Raw genomic sequence first — 19411 nt, 5'->3', positions numbered from 1 at the left:
CGGCTCACCGACCGATGGACAGTCGGCGACAGCGATTCAGTCTGCCACATCTTCGCGCCACATCGAAATCGGCCGGCGCCGGGAAGGCGTCCGTCAGGGCCGCGGTTCGGCGCCGGACTCCGACAGGACCTCGCGGTCGCGCTTGTCCAGCGTGTCAGGGTCCAGTCGCGCCACCAGGTCCGGCCGGTTGCGGACGGTACGTCGGAGCGCCTCGTCCCGCCGCCACCTGGCGACCTTCCCGTGGTGGCCGGAGAGCAGGATCTCCGGCACCTCCCGCCCGCGCCACTGCGGGGGCTTGGTGTAGACCGGCCCCTCCAGCAGGTTCTGCATCGCGCCCGGCGCGAAGGAGTCGTCGGTGGCCGACAGCTCGTTGCCGAGCACGCCGGGCAGCAGCCGCCCGATCGCCTCCACCATGACCAGCACGGCCACCTCTCCCCCGGCCAGGACGTAGTCGCCGATGCCGACCTCGTCCACCTGGGTCCTGGTGGCGTACTCGTCGATCACGCGGGCGTCGATGCCCTCGTAGCGGCCGCAGGCGAACACCAGCCACGGCTCGGCGGCGAGCTCCAGCGCGAGCTCCTGGGTGAACGGCCGACCGCTCGGCGTGGGGACAACCAGGCGCGGCCGGGCCTCGGGGGAACGCGCCGCGACGGCGTCCAGGGCCTCACCCCAGGGCTCGGGCTTCATCACCATTCCGGGACCGCCGCCATAAGGGCTGTCGTCCACGGTGCGGTGCACGTCGTGGGTCCAGTCACGGAGCTGGTGGAGGGTGATGTCCAGGATGCCGCGTTCGCGGGCCTTGCCGATCAGCGAGACGTCGAGCGGCGTGAAGTACTCGGGGAAGATCGAGATGATGTCGATGCGCATGGGGTCTCAGACGGACTCGTCCGGGTCGAGCAGGCCGGGGGGCGCGTCCACGATCAGCAGCCCCGCCTCCAGGTCGATCTCCGGCACCAGGGCGCGTACGAAGGGCACGTAGACCTCGCGCCCGTCGGTGCGGCGCACCACCAGCAGGTCCTGGCCGTGGTGCAGCACGTCGGCGACCTGGCCCACGGGCTCGGCGCCGGGCGCGGCCACCGACAGGCCGATGAGCTGGTGATCGTAGAACTCGTCGGGGTCGTCGAGCGGCGGGGAGTCGTCGGAATCCACAAGCAGCAGGACGCCCCGCAGCTCCCCCGCGGCGTCGCGGTCGTGCACGCCGGCGAAGCGCACCAGCAGGAACCCCGAGTGCGGGCGGACCTGCTCGATGACCAGCGGCCCGGCGGACGCCGGATCGGTGGCGAGCGACGCGCCAGGGACGAACCGCAGCGCCGGGTCGTCGGTCCGCACGTCGACGCTGACCTCGCCCCGCACGCCGTGCGGGCGGCCGATGCGTCCCACGACGAGCTGCACGAAACTGACCTCCATGGGCGCATGTCCGCGCGCCCGGCGAAGAACGGAAGCGGTACCCCACCTGCACGGTGCCCCGGTACCCGGGAAATGTGAAAAGCGCCCCGCCGGAGCGGAGCACGGCCGGCCCACGACACGGTGGAACGTGGGCCGGCCGGACGGCGTCCGGGCGCGAGGTCAGCGGGCTTCGTTCAGGTCGAGCAGGTCGACACGGACGAACTTGCCGTCGGCCAGCGCGTTCACGACGGTGCGCAGCGCCTTCGCGGTGCGCCCGCCACGGCCGATGACCTTGCCGAGGTCGTCGGGGTGGACCCGGACCTCCAGCACGCGCCCGGTGCGAATGCGCCGACCGCGGACACGGACCTCGTCAGGATGCTCGACGATGCCCTTGACCAGGTGTTCAAGGGCCTCTTCAAGCACCTCAGGCCCCGCCTTCCGAGGACTCCTCGGCCGCAGCGGCGGGGGCGGCTTCGGCAGCGGGCTCCTCGGCCTTCTGCGACTTCCTGGACTTGCGCTGCGTGGTGGCGGCACCGCCGGTGTCACCGGACAGCGCCTCCTTGGCCGCGGCCTCGTAGATGCCGTGGCGGTCCGGCTTGGGCTCGGCCACCTTCAGCGGCGGCGGGGCGGGCTCGCCCTTGAACTTCTGCCAGTCGCCGGTGAGCTTGAGCAGCTTGAGCACGGGCTCGGTCGGCTGCGCGCCGACCCCCAGCCAGTACTGGGCGCGCTCGGACTTGACCTCGATACGCGAAGGGTTCTCCTTCGGGTGATACAGACCGATCTCCTCGATCGCCCGGCCGTCCCGCTTGGTGCGGCTGTCGGCGACGACGATGCGGTACTGCGCGTTGCGGATCATACCGAGCCGCTTGAGCTTGATCTTGACTGCCACGGGTGTGGTCTCTCCTGGACATTCGAGCGTGGGTGAACGGCGTCTCATCGAGTGGGGCACGACGGGAAGGCCGTCCGAGGGACAGACGGCCGGCGAGGATGAGAGGGCACCCGCGTGGCCGTGTTGTTCCAACATGCCATTGTGCCAGATCGAACGGCATGCGGCGCAATCACACGACGATCGTGACCTGATTGGCCCGATTCGGTCGTCGCCGGTACCGAGAAGGCACCGAAAAGGCACCGACACAGCACCGTTGCTTGGTTCAGTTCTGGCCGGGCAGCTTGAGCTTGGAGGGGTCGAAACCGGGCGGCAGCTCCAGGCCGGGGGGCAGCTTGCCGCCCAGGCCCGGCGGCAGCTTCTGCGCCGGGATGTCACCCTCGCCGCCGCTCGGCTTGCGGCCCAGCGCCGCCTTGCGCGGGTCACCGCTGACCCTGCGCCCCTTCTTGCCCTTCTTGGCGGACTTGGCAGCCTTCCGCCCGCCGCCGCTGCCGGGCATGCCGGGAATGCCCAGGCCGCCCGCCATCCGCTTCATCATCTTCTGGGCGTCGAAGAAGCGGGTCACCAGGCTGCTCACCTCGGTGACGCTCACACCGGACCCTCGGGCGATGCGCGCCCGGCGGGAGCCGTTGATGATCTTGGGTTCGGCGCGCTCGCCGGGCGTCATGGAGCGGATGATGGCGGCGATCCGGTCCAGGTCGCGGTCGTCGATCTGGTTGAGCTGGTCGCGCATCTGCCCCATGCCGGGCATCATGCCGAGCAGATTCTTGATCGGTCCCATCTTCTGGACCATCGCCATCTGCTCAAGGAAGTCGTCGAGGGTGAAGCCGTCGCCCGACGTGAGCTTGCCGGCCATCTTCTTGGCCTGCTCTTCGTCGAACGTCTTCTGGGCCTGCTCGATCAGGGTGAGCACGTCGCCCATGTCGAGGATCCGCGAGGCCATCCGGTCGGGGTGGAAGGCGTCGAAGTCGCCCAGCTTCTCCCCGGTGGAGGCGAACATGATCGGCTTGCCGGTGATGTGCCGCACCGAGAGGGCCGCGCCGCCCCTGGCGTCGCCGTCCAGCTTGGTCAGTACGACGCCGTCGAAGCCGACGCCTTCCATGAACGCCTGCGCCGTCGTGACGGCGTCCTGGCCGATCATGGCGTCCACCACGAAAAGGATCTCGTCGGGCCGGACGGCGTCGCGGATGTCGGCCGCCTGCCGCATCAGCTCCTGGTCGATGCCCAGGCGGCCCGCGGTGTCGATGATGACGACGTCGTGCTGCTGCCGCTTGGCGTGGTCGATGGACCGGCGGGCCACGTCGATCGGATCGCCCACGCCGTTGCCCGGCTCGGGGGCGAAGACCGCCACCTCGGCGCGCTCGCCCACGACGGCGAGCTGCTGGACGGCGTTGGGCCGCTGCAGGTCGGCGGCCACCAGCATGGGCGCGTGGCCCTGCTCGCGCAGCCAGCGGGCCAGCTTGCCCGCGAGCGTGGTCTTGCCCGCGCCCTGCAGGCCCGCCAGCATGATGATCGTCGGCGGGGTCTTGGCCAGCCGCAGCCGCCGCGTCTCGCCGCCCAGGATCTCGATCAGCTCGTCATTGACGATCTTCACGACCTGCTGGGCCGGATTGAGCGCCTGGGAGACCTCGCTGCCCCGCGCGCGTTCCTTGACGTGGGCGACGAAGGCCCGTACCACGGGCAAGGCGACGTCGGCCTCGAGCAACGCGATGCGGATCTCGCGGCAGGTCGCGTCGATGTCGGCGTCGGAGAGCCGTCCCTTGGCACGAAGGGAGGAAAAGACCGATGTCAGGCGGTCGGAAAGCGTCTCGAACACGTGATGGCCAGCCTCTGCGCGTCAGGTCCTGCGTCAGGTCGTGCGGTCGTGCAACGGAGTGGTGCGCCGCCTGGGAGCGTCTCGCAAGGCGTACTGCACACGGTCCCGGGCGACTCAGCCTCCCAGCCTAACCTCTGACGGGCGTTCAGCGTCCCCCACCCGGTACGGCCATGCGAATCGTCAGCGCGTGCTCCACCAAAGTGATCAGTGTGGATTTGACCGACTCGCGGGCCCGTGCGTCGGTCTGGACAATGGGAATCTGCGGGGCCAGGGTCAGCGCCTCGCGCAGTTCCTCCTCGGTGTGGGAGTAGTGGCCGTCGAAGCCGTTGACCGCCACGATGAACGGCAGCTTGGCCTCCTCGAAATAGTCCACGGCGGGAAAACTGTCGGCAAGCCTGCGGGTGTCGATCAGCACCACCGCGCCGATCGCGCCGCGCACCAGGTCGTCCCACATGAACCAGAAACGGTGCTGACCGGGAGTGCCGAACAGGTAGAGGATCAAATCCCGGTCCAGCGACACCCGGCCGAAGTCCATCGCCACGGTGGTCGTCGTCTTCATCGGCGTCAGGGCCGTGTCGTCGATGGCCGCGCTCGCGTTCGTCATCATCGCTTCCGTGGTCAGCGGCAAGATCTCTGAAACCGCCCCGACGAAAGTCGTCTTCCCAACGCCGAAACCGCCCGCCACGACGATCTTCGTCGAGGTCAGGCCGCCACTCCGATTAGAGTCTGCGAAGTCCACTGAGCACCCTTTCCAACAGATTGCGATCCGGCTTGCCCGCCTCCAAGGTCGTCTGGTGCACCTGGACCAGCCCCTCGGCCGCCATGTCGGCGACGAGGATCCTGGTGACGCCGAGCGGGATACGCAGCAGCGCGGAGATCTCGGCGACCGACCGCACCTGCCGGCACAGCGCACTGATCGCCTGGTACTCGGGGGTCCGGTGGGTCAGATCCTGCTGCAGGGAGGTCAGTGAGGAGACCAGCGCCTCCACTGCGAGCTGCGTACGGGGGGCGGTGCGCCCGCCCGTCACGGCGTACGGCCGGACCAGGGAGCTCTGCTCCCCGGCCGGAGGCGGCGTGAGGTAATGCGCCCCACCGGTGTTCCGGTGGGGCTCGTCCATGGGTTCGTACGGGGGGTTGTACGGCATTCCTAGCGGACGGCCATCATGAAAGCCGTGTCCTGTCACGGCGACCTCCTAGGGTCCCGCCCATCACCGTGGATGGGCGGCCTGGAGCTCCGCGCGTACGGCGGGCGTGAGCACCTGCCCGGCCCGCTCCACGAGAAGCGTCATCTGATAGGCCACCAGACCCATGTCGCAGTCGGGCGCGGCCAGCACCGCCAGACATGACCCGTCGCTGATCGACATGATCAGGAGCAGCCCGCGCTGCATCTCCACCACCGTCTGGGTGACCGCTCCCCCCTCGAACACCCGGGAGGCGCCCTGGGTCAGGCTGATCAGCCCGGCCGCGACCGCGGCGAGCTGGTCGGCCCGGTCTCTCGGGAAGCCCTCCGAGAAGGCCAGCGGCAGGCCGTCGGACGACACCACGACGGTGTGCGCCACTCCCGGCACGTTGTGCACGAAGTCGGTGATCAGCCAGTTGATACCGCGTGCCGCCTGGCTCAGTTCTCGCACTGCCCCTCCTTGATGGCGCGCGCCGGGGCGCTCGCGCCATGCACATGAACCCGCTTGATCACGAGTCCTCCTTGCTGTTCTCTGCGTTCCAGGTGAAGTCCGTGGGGGCCGGTTCCCCGGCCGGTTCGCCGCGCGAGGCGGCGCGGGCCTGCCGCACGCCCTGCTGGAAGCCCGCCAGGCGGTCGCGTACGGCCTCCGGCGAGACGGGGGGCCTGCGGGGCACGGGCGCGGGCAGCGCGGCGGGCACCGGCACGCTCTGCGGCCCGGCGGTGACCGCGCCGGGCACCAGGTTGGCCTTGGGCACGCGCTTGGGAAGGCCGGCGTGGGTGATGCCGCCGAGCGCGGGCCCGCCGGCGACCTGTTCGGCGGCCTTGTACCCGGCGTCGGCGGGTGAGGTCCAGTGGCGCGGGTCCGGCGGCGGAGCGTCCCCGCCCGGCCGGTCGGTCTCCTGCCGCGGGTTCGCCGCGCGGAACCAGTCGGACTCGACCGCGGCGAAGATCGGCAGGTAGTCGTCGGGGTCGCGGGGGACGTCCGAGCCGTTGAAACGCCCGGCGGTCCCGGCGGGCGCCCCACCGGTCATCCGGTCGATGGGCCCGGTCGCCTCCGCGGCCGAATCGCGGAAAGAGAAAATCCCCGGCGGTATCTCCCACGCGCCGGAGTCCCCGCCGCGCGGTCTGTCGCTCCACAGGTCCTCGCGGAGCGCGGACCCCGGGGAGGTGATCGTGGGCGTGAACATCGGCGAAGGGCCGGGAGCGCCGGACGCGAGCGCGGCCTGCCGTTCGTGCGCCGCCCGCGAGACCCCGTTCCACGGCTCGGGTTCGGCCAGCAGCGTGTCCGGTACCAGGACCATGGCGGTGAGCCCGCCGGTCTCCTGCTGGCGGAGCTGGACCCTGATGCCGTGCCGCAACGCCAGCCGCCCGACCACGAACAGGCCCATCCGCCGCGACACCGACACGTCCACCACCGGCGGATTGGCCAGCCGCCAGTTCGTCTGGGACAGCTCGGCCGCGGTCATCCCGATCCCGACGTCGCTGACCGCGATCATCATGCCGCCGCCGTCGATCCGGTTGGTGGAGACGGTCACCGCGGTCTCGCTCGGCGAGAAGGAGATCGCGTTCTCCACCAGTTCGGCGATCAGGTGGACGAGGTCGTTGACACCGGAGCCGACCACGGCGGGGCCGGTCGGGATGCGCAGGACGACCCTCTCGTAGTTCTCGACCTCCGACAGCGCGGCACGGGCCACGTCGATCAGGGGTACCGGCCCGCCCCACCGGCGGGCGGGCTCCTGCCCGGCGAGCACCAGCAGGTTCTCGCTGTTGCGCCGCATGCGGGTGGCCAGGTGGTCGAGCCGGAACAGGTGGCCCAGCCGGCTTTCGTCCTGCTCGCCCTGTTCCAGGGACTCGATGAGGGTGAGCTGCCGTTCCACCAGGGTCTGGGAACGCCTGGACAGGTTGACGAACATCGCGTTGACGTTGTTGCGCAGGGTGGCCTCCTGGCCCGCCAGCCGTACGGCCTCCCGGTGCACCTCGTCGAACGCCCGCGCGACCTCGCCGATCTCGTCGCGGGTGGTCACGCCGATCGGCTGGAGGTCCCCGGGCGCGGCGCCCTCGCCGCCCTCCCGCAGGGCGTCGACCGTCTCGGGCAGGCGGCGTCCGGCGACCTCCAGCGCCGCGTCGCGCAGCCGGCGCAGCGGACCGGCCAGCGAGCGCGCCATGACGGCGGTGATGCCGAGGACCATGAGCAGCAGCAGGCCCACCGCGACGGTGACGGACAGCGCGCCGCGGCGTTCGCGGTCGCGGAGTTCGAGGCTGGTCGCCACGATCCAGGCGCCCACGCGGCGCTCCACGACGCGCATCCGCTCGATGGTGTCGCTCGTGGCGTCGAACCAGCGGCCGAGTTCCTGGGGCGCGAGCGGCGCGGCGGGGCGGGCGGAGGGTCCTCCGGTGGCCGCGATGATGGCGCGCAGCCGCATGTACTCGGCCCGGTCCACCTTCTGGCCGGTGACGGTGTCGTCGTAGAACTGGCGCTGGGCCGGCGTCGCCTCGGACTTGAACGTGGCGAGCGCGCTGTCGCGTCCGGCGCGTACGGCGGCCAGCTCGTCCACCAGGGTCGCGGTGAAGCCGCCCGAGGCGATGGCCACCGACAGCAGGGCCCGCTCGCTGGAGGCGTGCTCCTTGGCCTCGGTCAGCGCCTGGAACGCGCTGACGCCGTTCGCCAGCGTCTCGCCGCCGGACAGTCCCTGGCCGATCTCGTCGTGCACGGCCAGCAGGTCGTCCACGATCCCGTTGTAGCGGTAGAGCACCGGCTCTGCGCCCAGTTCGGTACGTATGACGGCCGCCCGCACGCCGTCGAGCTGCTTCAGCCGGGTGCGGATCTGGGCGATCTCGCCGACCACCCGCGGGGAGCCGCTGCCGGCGAGCGCGGCGTCGAGCGCGCGGTTCACCTCCCGCCGCAGGTCATCGACGGACTGCTGTTCCTGTACCCGCAGGGTCTCCAGGTCCTCGGCCCGCCGCCCGGCCGCGACGAAGCGCGCCGCGAGGTCGCGTTCCAGCTCCAGCTCGTGGGCGAGGTCGCCGAGTGCGATGGCGAACGACGCGAGCGCGCGCGCCCGCTCGTACTCGTCCGCCTCGGCCACGGAGTCGGCGATGCGGAACCCGCCGAGCACGACTCCGGCCATCGTCGGGATGAGGACCAGCACGATCAGCCGGGACCGCACCCGCCAGTTGCGCACGGACGGCCACCCGCCGCCGGGCGTGGCGCGCGAGGCTGCGGGCGGGGCGGCCTTCGCCGTCCTGCCCGTCTCATCGCGACGGCCTCGTCTCCCGCCCCGCTCCCCCTGCGTGGCGGTGGCCGCCAGAGGGGCCTCCCAGTTGCCGCGGTCGCCGCCTGCTCTGTCCGGATACGTCCCCTGCGCGCCCGGTGGCGGAGCTACAGGCGCGGGTAAGGCACCCGGGCCGCGGTCGCGGCCCGTGGGGGATGTTGCAGTCATCAGCGTGCGAAACCTCTCCTCGGACGCGGGGTGGCGAGTACCCGAGGGCGCCGAGCTCGTGGGGGATCACTGTGTACGTGGTGGGGCGAGGGTTCATTTGAGCACAAGTCGTCACACCGGGCCAATGCCTCAAAGGCACCAATTTTCATTTCAATCGCAATTGTGAGCAATCGAATCATGCCTACTTAAACTACGTTTACAACCTGTCCGAAACTAGGGGACGCTCCATGAAAGACGCTCGTTGAGCGTCCGGACGTCCATATCCGTGATCCGCTTCTGGACGGCCGCCATATCCGCCAGCTCGGCGGGGGTGAGCACGTCCGCGATATCGGTGAATCCGTGCGGCGCACGGTCGTGCACCTTGCCGATCGTCTCCTCCATCGGCAGCTCCCGGTGGGCGAGGACCAGCCCCGCGGTGGCCTCCCGCCGCTCGTCCTCGTAGTCGGCGAGCGCCGCGGGCACGTCCGGCGCGCGCAGCGCCAGCGCCCGGGCGAGCACCCGCGCGTCCAGTACGGCCTGCGATCCGCCGTTCGACCCGATGGGATACATCGGGTGAGCCGCGTCGCCCAGGAGCGTCACGCGACCCTCGCTCCAGAAGGGCAGCGGGTCCCGGTCCGCCATGGGGTACTCCAGTATTCGGTCACTGGCCCGGATCAATTCCGGTACGTCCAAATAGGGCAACCGCCACTCCTCGTAGTGGGCCAGGACATCCTCCAGCCGTCCGGTCCTTGACCAGTCGACGGCCGGAACCGGGCCCGGTTCGCCGACCTTGACCTCGGCCACCCAGTTGACCAGCGCCCTGCCGCGCGCCCGCTCCCGCGCCGAGATCGGATAGGCGACGAACTTCGCCGCCCGGTTGGACCCGGCGACCAGCACCGTCGCGCCGTCCAGGAACTCCTCCCGGCCGGACGCCGCCCCGCGCCACATCCGGATCCCGTTCCACAGCAGCGGACCCTCCGAAGGGTGCAGCCGGGCCCTCACCACGGAGTTGACGCCGTCCGCGCCGACCAGCACGTCGGCGCGCTCCTCCACCGGACGGCCCGAGCGGACCTCGCATAATCGCGCGACGACGCCGCGGGCGTCCTGCGTGAAGTCCTCGAAGGCCAGCCCGGTCCGCACGCCGCCTGGGCCCAGCCGCTCGCGGACCGCCTCCAGCATCAGCATCTGGAGTTCGCCCCGGTGGATCGAGTACTGCGGCCAGTGGTAACCGGCCCCCCGCCCGCGCGGCAGGGAAAGGATCTCCCCGCCGTACCTGTCGGTGTAGGACAGGAAGCCGGCCTGCACCCCGATCTCGGCCAGCGCCTCGCCCAGCCCCAGTTCGGTCAGTTCGCGCACGGCGTGCGGCTGCAGGTTGATGCCGACGCCGAGCGGGCGCAGTTCCGCCACCGACTCGGCGATCACGCAGTCCACGCGGGCGGCGTGCAGGCTGAGCGCGGCGGCCAGCCCGCCGATCCCCGCGCCGATGATCAATACGCGCATGGGTCCTCCCTCCTCAGGTGGCCGCGCGGGCGCGGTACCGGCCCGGCCCGCGGCGTTCGGCGAGTGTGAAGGCGGCGTTGAGCAGGTAGCCGAGCAGGCCGACGAACACGATGCCCGCCCACATCGCGGCCGGTTCGAAGTCGCGCTGGCTGTCCACCAGGTGCGCGCCGATCCCGTGCTTGCTGCCGAACATCTCCGACAGCACCATGAGGATCAGCGCGAGGCCGATGCTGATCCGCAGCCCAGCGATGATTTTGGGGGCGGCGGCGGGCAGCACGATCCTGCGCAACCGGCGCAATCCGCGCACCCCGAAGACCTCGGCGCTGTCCAGGTACAGCCGGTCCACCGTGCGCACGCCGTCCATGGTGTTCAGCACCACCGGCCAGATGACGCCGAACACGATGGTCGCCACCTGCATCGACGTGCCGAGCGCGAACACGCTGAGGAACACCGAGATCAGCGTGGGCGGCGGGATGGCCCGGCCGAAATGGACGATGGGCTCGACGTAACCGGCGAACGCGCGCGACAGCCCGAGCGCCACCCCCAGGGCGATGCCGGCCAGGCCGGTCAGCAGCCACCCGGCGAACAGGTTGAGCAGGCTCGGCCCGAAGTCCTCGACGGCGTCCTCGGTCAGGAAGAACCGCTCCGGGGGGCCGGAGAACCAGAGTTCGCGCCCGGCGGCGACGATCTGCGACGGCGGCGGGAAGTACGCCTCCCCGACCCGGGTGGTGACCAGTTCCCAGAGCCACACCAGCAGGACCGCGAGCCACAGCCGGGACGCCGCCCAGGTCACCGCGCGGCGCAGGCGGCCCTTCACCGCAGGTCTCCCGTCCGTACGGCGTGCCACCGGAACGCCGTACGCGAGAGGCGTTGCAGCAGGGCGTTCACCGCCAGGCCGAAGACGCCCGCCCACAGCGCCACGGCGAGCATCACGTCATCGGCGCCGCCGCCGCTGCGCGCCTGGATCAGCACGACGCCGATGCCCCGCTCGCCGCCGCCGTACAGCTCCGCGCCGATGACCACGACCAGTCCGATCGCCGCCGAGACCCGCACCCCGGTGGCCACGAACGGCGCGGCGCTGGGCAGGGAGACCCGCCACAGTACGGCGAGCCGCCCGAACCCGAAGCTGCGCAGCGCCTCCTTGGCCAGCGGGTCCACGTCCCGCAGCGCGTAGATCGTGTTGAGCAGGATCGGCCAGGCCGCCGCGTAGCAGATCAGCGCGATCTTCATCTGGGTCTCCGCGCCGAACACCAGGATGGCCAGCGGGATCAGCGCCACCGAGGGGATCGGCCGCAGGAACTCCACCACCACGCCCGCGGCGGTGTTCAGGAACGGCACCGAGCCGAGCAGCACGCCGGTCAGCACCGCGGCCACCGTCGCGAGGGCCAGGCCCGCCGCCCAGGCGGTCACGGTGTCGGCCGCGTTCAGCAGGAACCCGCCGTCGGCGGCCAGGGCGAAGAACCGCACGGCGACCTCGCTGAAGGGGGCCAGCCCCAGGACGCCGGACCGGGTCAGCGCCTCGGCCGCCGCGGCCGGCACCAGAGCGCCGATCGCGCCGCGGACGATCGCCCCGGTGTTCACCGGGACGGCGAGAAGAGCAGGTCCGAGACGTTCAGATCCTCGGCGAGCAGGCCGTACTCACGCATGCTGTCGGCCACCCGCTGGAGCCGGGTCGCGTTCAGCGAGGTGGGGAACCCGCCGATGGCCAGGCTGCCCGCCACCCCGGACTCGATCTTGGTGTACGTCGGGATGATCTCCACCACCTCGGCGCGGTCGGCCGCGACGGCCTGGGCCTTGACCATGGCCCGCTGGAAGGCGGCGAGGGTCTTCGGGTTCTCCTTGGCGAAACCGCCGGTGGTGGCGTAACCGGCGATCGGGAAGTCGGCGGTGGGCCCCTGGGCGGTGTCCCAGATCATCTTGGCCCCGATGGACTGGCTGAGCAGCGTGCCGAACGGCTCGACCACGAGTGCGGCGTCCACCTTCTTCTGCCTGAGCACCGCTTCCATCTCCGGGAAGGGGAACTCCACGAAGTTGTCGTCCTCGTCGAGTTTCACGCCGTGCGCGTCGGCGGCGACCCTGACCAGCATGGTGCCGACGTTCCTGCGCGTGTTGACCGCGATGGTCTTGCCCGCGAGGTCGGCGGGCGAGGCAATCGGGCTGTCCTTCGGCACCATGATGACGTGGGTCTTGGGCGCGCTCTGGAACCCGTCGGCGACGACCTTCAGATCGAGCACGTTCTTGGCCGAGGCGCTGAAGAAGGAGACGTAGTTGCCGAAACTGACGTCCAGCGCCCCGCTCTTCAGCTTCGGAATGGCCTCCGCGCCTCCCGCGAGGGTCTGGAGCTTGACCTGCAGACCCTCCTTGGCGAACAGCCCGTCGCGCACCGCGAGTTGCAGCGGCGCGACGTCCACGACCGGCATCGTGCCGATCGTCATCTCGGTCTTCTCCAGGCCGGGGCCGGACGCCGATCGCGTGGATGTCTCACCGCCCCCGCCACTGCACGCCGCGGTGAGCACGAACGCGATGAGAACGGTAAGGGATGTGCGGAGTTTCATCGATCCTCCGGACTGCGCTGGCGCGCCGAAAAAGCAAACTCTGGGGGGAACGGAGTGGATCGTAGCGCACTATTTTCACTATCAGTGTCTTTTATCACTCCGATATCAAATTTCTCTCCTCTACCCCACCAATAGCCACATTCACTGACATACAGCAGCGAATCGGACAGGGTATGGCCACCGGCCGACCGCTCCGCTAGAGTGCGCTGGTCCCTGCCAAGGGACAGATCATGCCCGGTTACGAAACGGCGTGAGGATTCGGATTTGTTGGAGATCGCCGGACTGACCCACACCTATCGCGGTGCCCGTGGCGCGCACACGGCCGTGCAATCGATCGATCTCACTGTCGCGGCCGGCGAACTCGTTTGCATCGTGGGGCCATCCGGATGCGGAAAGTCGACATTGTTGCGTTCCATCGCCGGACTCATCCGGCCCACCGCCGGGCGCGTGCTGATCCAAGGGGTTCAGGTCGACCGCACACCTGACAATTTGGCCGTGGTGTTCCAGGATTACAGCCGTTCTCTTTTCCCGTGGATGACCGTGGCCGAAAACGTTTCACTGCCGCTTCGCCGCAGAAGCGTGAAACGCGCCGCGCGGCGGAGGGTGGCGCTCGCCGCCCTGGAGCAGGTGGGCCTGGCCGGAGTCGGCGGTAAATACCCGTGGGAGCTCTCCGGCGGGATGCAGCAGCGCGCCGCCATCGCCAGGGCCATCGCCTACCGGCCGGCGCTGATGTTGATGGACGAGCCGTTCGGCTCGGTGGACGCGCAGACCCGTGAAGACCTGGAGGACCTGGTCCTGGACGTCCGCCGGGCCCATGGCGTGACGATCCTGCTCATCACCCACGACATCGACGAGAGCGTCTACGTGGGCGACCGGGTCGTGGTGCTGTCGAAGTCGCCCGGCACGGTGGTCGCCGACCTGCGGGTGGAGCTGCCGGAGCCACGGGAGCAGATCGCCACCCGCGAGCACCCGGAGTTCGTCCGGCTGCGCGCGGAGGCGGGGCGGCTGGTACGCGGCCGGTCTGCCCCGCCCGAACCCGCGGGGCAGGGCCGGCGGGCCTCGGCCGGCCCTCAGACGCCGTAGGCGGCGCGCATCGTGAGCGCGTGCTCCACCAGCGTGATCAGGGTGTTCTTCACCGACTGCCGGTCGCGCGCGTCGGTGCGGACGATGGGGATGTGCGGGGCCAGCGTCAGCGCCTCCCGCACCTCCTCCTCGCCGTGCGGGTAGGCCCCGTTGAAGCCGTTCAGGCCCACCACGAACGGCAGCCGGGCCTCTTCGAAGTAGTCGACCGCCGGGAAGCTGTCGGCGAGCCTGCGGGTGTCGATCAGTACCACCGCGCCGATCGCGCCGCGCACCAGGTCGTCCCACATGAACCAGAAGCGGTGCTGGCCGGGTGTCCCGAACAGGTAGAGGATCAGGTCCCGGTCCAGCGTCAGCCGGCCGAAGTCCATCGCCACGGTGGTCGTCGTCTTCTCGGGGGTCAGCCCGAGGTCGTCGATGCCCGTGCTGGCGTCCGTCATCACCGCTTCGGTGGTCAGCGGCAGGATCTCCGAGACCGCGCCCACGAAGGTGGTCTTGCCCACGCCGAACCCGCCCGCGACGACGATCTTCGTCGAGGTCAGGCCACCACTCCGGCTAGAGCCTGCGATGTCCACTTAGCACCCTTTCCAGCAAGCCGTCCCCCGGCTTGCCGGCCTCATCTTCCCGCCACCGAACGGAGTCCGCGGCACAGCTCATTGATGGCACGTTACTCCCTGGTGAGCGACATTATGAGGTGGTTGGACATCTCCGGGGGTGATCGGCCCTCACACCTGTGCGCCGTACGACGCCCGGACCTGGACGACGTACTCCACCAAGGTGATCAGAGTCGACTTGACCGATTCCCTCGACCTCGCGTCGCAGCGGACGATCGGAATGTGCGGGGCCAGCGCGAGCGCCTCCCGTACGTCGTCCTCGACGTGCTGGAACTGCCCGTCCCAGCCGTTCACTCCGACGATGAAGGGAAGCCCCGCCTCCTCGAAGTAGTCGATCGCCGGGAAGCCGTCGGCGAGCCTGCGGGTGTCGATCAGTACGACGGCGCCGATGGCGCCGCGCACCAGGTCGTCCCACATGAACCAGAAACGGTGCTGGCCAGGGGTACCGAACAGATAAAGGATCAGATCCCGGTCCAGCGACACCCTGCCGAAGTCCATCGCCACGGTGGTCGTCGACTTGGTGGGCGTGAGCGCCAGGTCGTCGATGCCCGCGCTGGCGTCCGTCATCACGGCCTCGGTCGTGAGCGGCAGGATCTCCGAAACCGCGCCCACGAAGGTGGTCTTGCCGACGCCGAACCCACCCGCGACAACGATCTTCGTGGAGGTTAGACCGCCGCCGCTAGAGCCTGCGTAGTCCACTGAGCACCCTTTCCAGCATGTGCAGATCTGGCTGACCCTCGTTGAGACGCGGCTGGTGGAGACGTACCAGGTTCTCATCGGCCATGTCGGCCACCAGCACCCGCGCCACGCCCAGCGGGACTCGCAGGAGCGCGGAAATCTCGGCCACGGACCGGACCGAGCGACACAGTACGACGATGCTCTCCTGTTCGGGAGTGAGCAGCGCGAGGTCGCTGTCCGGCATGGCGTAGGAGGAGACCAGCGTTTCCATCGCCAGGTGGTAGCGCGGCTCGACACGACCACCGGTCATCGCGTAGGGACGGAACAGGGGCTCGTCGTCCCCGGTTCCGTCAGCGCCGCGCACAGCCCTCTCCATTCATCATGATCATCGCGTCCTGGAAGTCTGGAGTTCGGCGCGCAGCGCCGGGGTCAGGACCTGCCCCGCCCGATCCACCAGCAGGGTCATCTGGTAGGCCACAAGGCCCATGTCGCAGTCGGGGGCGGCGAGCACCGCGAGCACGGAACCGTCGCTGATCGCCATGACCAGCAGCAGGCCGCGCTCCATCTCGACCACCGTCTGCGTCACCGCGCCGCCCTCGAACACCCGCGAGGCGCCCACGGTCAGGCTGAGCAGCCCGGCCGCCACGGCGGCGAGCTGGTCGGCCCGGTCCGGGGGGAAACCCTCGGAGTTCGCCAGGCACAGCCCGTCGGCCGACACGACCACCGCGTGCGCGACACCGGGTGTGCCGCGGACGAACTCGGTGATCAGCCAGTCGAACCTACGAGCGTCGTGGCTCAGCGTGGTCACGCCTCCTCCTTCGCCGGCCGTGTGACCGAGACGCCCTCATGGTCGTATCGCTCACTCACTGGCCCTCCTTCTTGTCCGATCGGTTGGGACCGGACTCGTCACGAACTTCCGCGCGCCCTCGGCGCACGCCCTGTTGCAGGCTCGCCATCCGGGTGCGGACCCGCTCAGCCGAGACGGGGGGCATGGGCGTGGGCGCGGCGACGGGTGTCTGCGCGGCGGCGGACACCCTGCCCGGCACGAGGTTCGCCTTGGGCGTGCGCTTGGGCAGCCCGGCGGCGGTGATGCCGCCCAGTGAGGGCTCGGCCGCCGCGGCGGCGGCCCGCCAGCCCTCGTCGGCGGCGGTCTGCCAGACGTCTTGGCCCTGCTTCTGGGCGGGCTTGGCGGCCGGACGCTGCGCCGGCTCCGGCGGCGTGTCCACGGCCGCCCTGGCCGACTCCCACTCGGCGAGACGGTCCTGCTCCTCGCGCCTGGCCCGTTCGGCCTGTTCCTCCGGCGACTCGGCGGGGCTCTCCTCCGGCCCGCCGTCCGGCTTGCGGAACCAGGCCGACTCCACCGAGGCGAAGATCGGCAGGTACTCCTCGCCCGAATCCAGGGCGGACACATCGACGGCGGGCATGGCCGCGGTCGACGGGTCATCGTCCTGGGGGGTCCAGGAGAACGACGAGGTGGAGGAGGTGGACGGCGTGCCGGTGCGGGCCTCGTTCGGCGGTACGGCGGGCGCGAACGGGTCGGACCTGGGCGCGCCGGCCAGCGGCTCCTGGGGCTCGGGCCGCGAGAAGGCCCCGCTGTCCCCCGGCGAGCGGGTGAACGCCCCGCTGTCGCCGGGCGAGGCGCGGAACGCGCCGGAGTCGCCCGGGGAGCGGCCGAAGGGGTCTGCGTCGATGGACGGCCTGCCGAAGGCGCCGGTGTCGGCGGGTGAGCCGGTACGGCCGAACGGGCCGGGCTCGGACCGCGAGTCGCCGCTGGTGAACTCGGGGGTCGGGAAGCCGCCCGACGCGCCTCCCCTGCCGAACGGGTCGCTCGGCCCGCCGAAGGGATCGGCGTCCGGCCGGCTCTGGCCACCGGCCGGGGGGTCGGCCGTGGTCTGGCCGAAGTTCCACTCGCCGCCCGCGGGCGGCCGGGACGGCACCTCGAAGGTACGGTCGCCCGGCTGCCTGCCGAAGCCGTCGTCGCCGCCCGGCGCGTTGCCGAACTCGTTCTTGGCCACTCCCGCCGAGTCGCGGCGGGCCAGGGTGTCCGCGCCGAACAGGGTGCCCGCGCCGGTCCCCGCGCCGCCCGGCTGGAAGGGCCCGAAGCTCTGCGGGCCGGTGCCCATCCCGTTCGCGGACGACGGCCAGCCGGCCGGGGTGGCCTGCGCCGCGCCGGAGTCGGCGATCAGCGCGGGCGGGATCAGCACCATCGCGATCAGGCCGTTGCCCTCGGCCAGGCGGAGCTGGGCGCGGATGCCGTGGCGCAGGGCCAGGCGGCCGACCACGAAGAGGCCCATTCGCCGGGACACCGACACGTCCACGACCGGCGGCTCGGCGAGCCGGCGGTTGGCCTCGGCGATCTCCTCCTCGGTCATGCCGATGCCGGAGTCGATCACCGACAGCAGCGCCCCGCCGCCCTCGATGAGACTGCTGGACACGGTGACCTGGGTGTTGCGCGGGGAGAACTGGATGGCGTTCTCGACCAGCTCGGCGACCAGGTGGACGAGGTCGTTCGCGGCGCTGCCGACCACGGAGATGGCCCGGTGCACCTTGACCTGGACGCGCTCGTAGTCCTCGACCTCCGACAGCGAGGCGCGGACGACGTCCACCAGTTTGGCGGGCTGGCTGCGCCTGCGGGTCGGTTCGTGACCGGCGAGGACCAGGAGGTTCTCACTGTTGCGGCGCATGCGGGTGGCCAGGTGGTCCAGCGCGAACAGGTCGCCCAGCCGCTTGGAGTCCTCCTCGCCCTTCTCCAGACCGTCGATCAGCGAGATCTGCCGCTCGACCAGCGTCTGGGTGCGCCGGGAGAGGTTGACGAACATGGCGCTGATGTTGCCGCGCAGCTCGGCCTCTTCGGCGGCGAGGCGTACGGCCTGGCGGTGGACCTCGTCGAACGAGGTGGCCACTTCCCCGATCTCGTCTCGGGAGTCGACCGAGATGGGCTGGACGGGCGGCGGCGTGGCGTCGCCGCTGAGCCGCATCTCGCGGACGACGTTGGGGAGACGGAAACCGGCGATCTCCAGGGCCTCGGTGCGCAGCCGGCGCAGCGGCGAGGTCATCGAGCGGGCGATGAACACGGTCAGCACCAGGACCAGGAGCAGCAGGGCGAGGATCGAGGCGCCGGCGATGGCCGCGTTGCGCTGCTCGATGTCGGCGAGCTCGCGGTTACGGGTGATCACGCCGTCGGCGACCTGCTTCTCGACCTTGCCGATCAGCTCGATGGTGGCCGCGCTCTGCTCGAACCACTCGCCTCGCTTGGAGGGGTGGAGCAGCGCGCCCTGGGCCAGGGTCTGGCCGGTGCTCTGGATCTTGATGGCCTGCGACTTGGTGGTCTCGGCGCTGGTGCGCCGGTCGTCGGCGATGGTCCGGTACAGGAGCTGCGCGAAGCCGGCGCCGGTCTCGGTGGCGAACTGCGCGAGGTACTTGCCCTGCTGGTCCCGGGAGGCGATGAAGTCCTCCATCTCCTGGGAACTGACCAGCTTGGGGTCGAAGGAGCCGATCAGCAGCCGGTCGCGCTGCTTGGACGCCTCCTCCTTCGCGTGCGCGAGGGCGCTCAGGCCACGGAAGTTACTGACCGTCTCGGGGTCGCGGCTGACGGTGGCGAGCTCGTCGTGGACGCGCAGCAGAGCGGTGATGAGCGCGGTGTAAGGGGCGGACGGGATGGCCCGCTTGCCCTCCTTCTTGCGGTAGGCGGGCAGCGCGGCGATCTGCTGCTGGGCCTGGCGTATCGCTTCGGGGACGAGGGCGCCGTAGGAGGCGTCGATGATCGCCTCGTCCTTGCTGACGCTCGCGAGCAGGACGTTCACCTTGTCCTGGCGCTTCTTGTACAGCTCGTGCAGGTCGTTCACGGTCACGCGGCCGCCGTCGTAGGCGATGCGCGGCTGACGCCTTGGGGCCTCGACGGTGAAGGACCACCAGGTGGCGAAGTCGCGTTCCTCTCCGAGGGCTTCGGCAAGGGCCCGGATCCGGCTGGCGCCCTCGGCCGCCGTGGCGGCGCGATCGTGGACGGCGATGCTCTCGATCGAGGCGACCACACGAGCACCGGATAGGAAGACCGCGACGGTGGTCGGAACCAGGATCAGCGCGGCCATGCGGGTACGCACCCGCCAGTTGCGCAGGGCGAAGACGCGCTTCGCGAATGAGGGCCGCCCACGATCGTCCTTGGCGGTACGGTCGGCCTCGTTAGTACCCGTCGCCACGCTCTCGCTACCCCCAACCGTCGCAACCAAACCAGCCATATCAGACCACAAGGTCGCGAGACATATTGGAAAGACCGGCAAACCCGGTTTAATCGTTACAA

The 19411-nt window shown here is 70.5% G+C and carries 19 protein-coding genes; 1 reads left to right on the top strand and 18 read right to left on the bottom strand.

Annotated features, from left to right (window positions below; all coding sequences use genetic code 11):
• Positions 1–93: 93 nt before the first annotated feature.
• The 13 genes from trmD to DP939_RS36710 all read right to left on the bottom strand — a co-directional run bounded on the left by trmD (position 94) and on the right by DP939_RS36710 (position 12742).
• Positions 94–867 (bottom strand): tRNA (guanosine(37)-N1)-methyltransferase TrmD, encoded by a 774-nt coding sequence (gene trmD / locus DP939_RS36770; RefSeq protein WP_113985445.1) that lies wholly within the window; start codon positions 865–867, stop codon positions 94–96.
• 6 nt (positions 868–873) lie between these two features.
• On the bottom strand, positions 874–1392 hold the full coding sequence (gene rimM, locus DP939_RS36765) for a ribosome maturation factor RimM (RefSeq protein WP_113985508.1): 519 nt from the start codon (positions 1390–1392) through the stop codon (positions 874–876).
• A 174-nt stretch (positions 1393–1566) separates the two neighbouring features.
• Positions 1567–1809, bottom strand: a complete 243-nt coding sequence (locus tag DP939_RS36760; protein ID WP_113985444.1) for an RNA-binding protein — start codon at positions 1807–1809, stop codon at positions 1567–1569.
• Position 1810: 1 nt separating this feature from the next.
• Positions 1811–2275, bottom strand: coding sequence for a 30S ribosomal protein S16 (gene rpsP / locus DP939_RS36755; RefSeq protein ID WP_113985443.1), 465 nt, complete (start codon positions 2273–2275; stop codon positions 1811–1813).
• A 262-nt stretch (positions 2276–2537) separates the two neighbouring features.
• Complete coding sequence (gene ffh, locus DP939_RS36750) at positions 2538–4088, bottom strand: signal recognition particle protein (RefSeq protein ID WP_113985442.1); 1551 nt, start codon at positions 4086–4088, stop codon at positions 2538–2540.
• A gap of 145 nt (positions 4089–4233) precedes the next feature.
• On the bottom strand, positions 4234–4794 hold the full coding sequence (locus DP939_RS36745; protein WP_113985506.1) for a GTP-binding protein: 561 nt from the start codon (positions 4792–4794) through the stop codon (positions 4234–4236).
• A gap of 13 nt (positions 4795–4807) precedes the next feature.
• The gene (locus tag DP939_RS36740) at positions 4808–5206 is read right to left on the bottom strand and encodes a DUF742 domain-containing protein (RefSeq protein WP_113985507.1); all 399 of its coding nucleotides are present in this window, start codon (positions 5204–5206) and stop codon (positions 4808–4810) included.
• 90 nt (positions 5207–5296) lie between these two features.
• A complete protein-coding gene (locus tag DP939_RS36735) occupies positions 5297–5719 on the bottom strand; it encodes a roadblock/LC7 domain-containing protein (protein WP_111165589.1) in 423 nt (140 codons plus the stop codon).
• A 58-nt stretch (positions 5720–5777) separates the two neighbouring features.
• Positions 5778–8450 (bottom strand): sensor histidine kinase, encoded by a 2673-nt coding sequence (locus tag DP939_RS36730; protein WP_158578915.1) that lies wholly within the window; start codon positions 8448–8450, stop codon positions 5778–5780.
• 471 nt (positions 8451–8921) lie between these two features.
• Complete coding sequence (locus tag DP939_RS36725; protein WP_113985440.1) at positions 8922–10187, bottom strand: flavin-dependent oxidoreductase; 1266 nt, start codon at positions 10185–10187, stop codon at positions 8922–8924.
• 13 nt (positions 10188–10200) lie between these two features.
• Positions 10201–11004 (bottom strand): ABC transporter permease, encoded by an 804-nt coding sequence (locus DP939_RS36720; protein WP_225878717.1) that lies wholly within the window; start codon positions 11002–11004, stop codon positions 10201–10203.
• Positions 11001–11768, bottom strand: coding sequence for an ABC transporter permease (locus tag DP939_RS36715; RefSeq protein ID WP_113985439.1), 768 nt, complete (start codon positions 11766–11768; stop codon positions 11001–11003). The genes DP939_RS36720 and DP939_RS36715 overlap by 4 nt, the downstream gene beginning before the upstream one ends.
• Positions 11765–12742 carry an ABC transporter substrate-binding protein gene (locus DP939_RS36710; protein ID WP_113985438.1) on the bottom strand — a complete coding sequence of 326 codons (978 nt, stop codon included), beginning with the start codon at positions 12740–12742 and terminating at the stop codon, positions 11765–11767. The genes DP939_RS36715 and DP939_RS36710 overlap by 4 nt, the downstream gene beginning before the upstream one ends.
• Before the next feature lie 264 nt (positions 12743–13006).
• Between DP939_RS36710 and DP939_RS36705 the strand changes: the two genes are divergently transcribed.
• Positions 13007–13825 (top strand): ABC transporter ATP-binding protein, encoded by an 819-nt coding sequence (locus DP939_RS36705; protein ID WP_113985437.1) that lies wholly within the window; start codon positions 13007–13009, stop codon positions 13823–13825.
• Here the strand turns inward: DP939_RS36705 and DP939_RS36700 are convergent.
• The 5 genes from DP939_RS36700 to DP939_RS36680 form a co-directional block, all read right to left on the bottom strand.
• Positions 13813–14364 (bottom strand): GTP-binding protein, encoded by a 552-nt coding sequence (locus DP939_RS36700; protein WP_113985504.1) that lies wholly within the window; start codon positions 14362–14364, stop codon positions 13813–13815. The two genes, DP939_RS36705 and DP939_RS36700, sit on opposite strands and share 13 nt — an antisense overlap.
• Before the next feature lie 183 nt (positions 14365–14547).
• A complete protein-coding gene (locus tag DP939_RS36695; protein WP_225878716.1) occupies positions 14548–15135 on the bottom strand; it encodes a GTP-binding protein in 588 nt (195 codons plus the stop codon).
• On the bottom strand, positions 15116–15478 hold the full coding sequence (locus tag DP939_RS36690; protein WP_233507127.1) for a DUF742 domain-containing protein: 363 nt from the start codon (positions 15476–15478) through the stop codon (positions 15116–15118). Before DP939_RS36690 ends, DP939_RS36695 begins: the two co-directional genes overlap by 20 nt.
• Positions 15479–15499: 21 nt before the next feature.
• Complete coding sequence (locus tag DP939_RS36685) at positions 15500–15922, bottom strand: roadblock/LC7 domain-containing protein (protein WP_111165598.1); 423 nt, start codon at positions 15920–15922, stop codon at positions 15500–15502.
• 55 nt (positions 15923–15977) lie between these two features.
• Positions 15978–19310, bottom strand: a complete 3333-nt coding sequence (locus DP939_RS36680; protein ID WP_158578913.1) for a nitrate- and nitrite sensing domain-containing protein — start codon at positions 19308–19310, stop codon at positions 15978–15980.
• Positions 19311–19411 lie beyond the last annotated feature (101 nt).

Origin of the sequence: Spongiactinospora rosea, assembly GCF_003315795.1 — a bacterium.
In the GTDB taxonomy this organism is placed as follows: Bacteria; Actinomycetota; Actinomycetes; order Streptosporangiales; family Streptosporangiaceae; genus Spongiactinospora; species Spongiactinospora rosea.
This window is presented reverse-complemented; position numbering and strand designations above follow the sequence as displayed.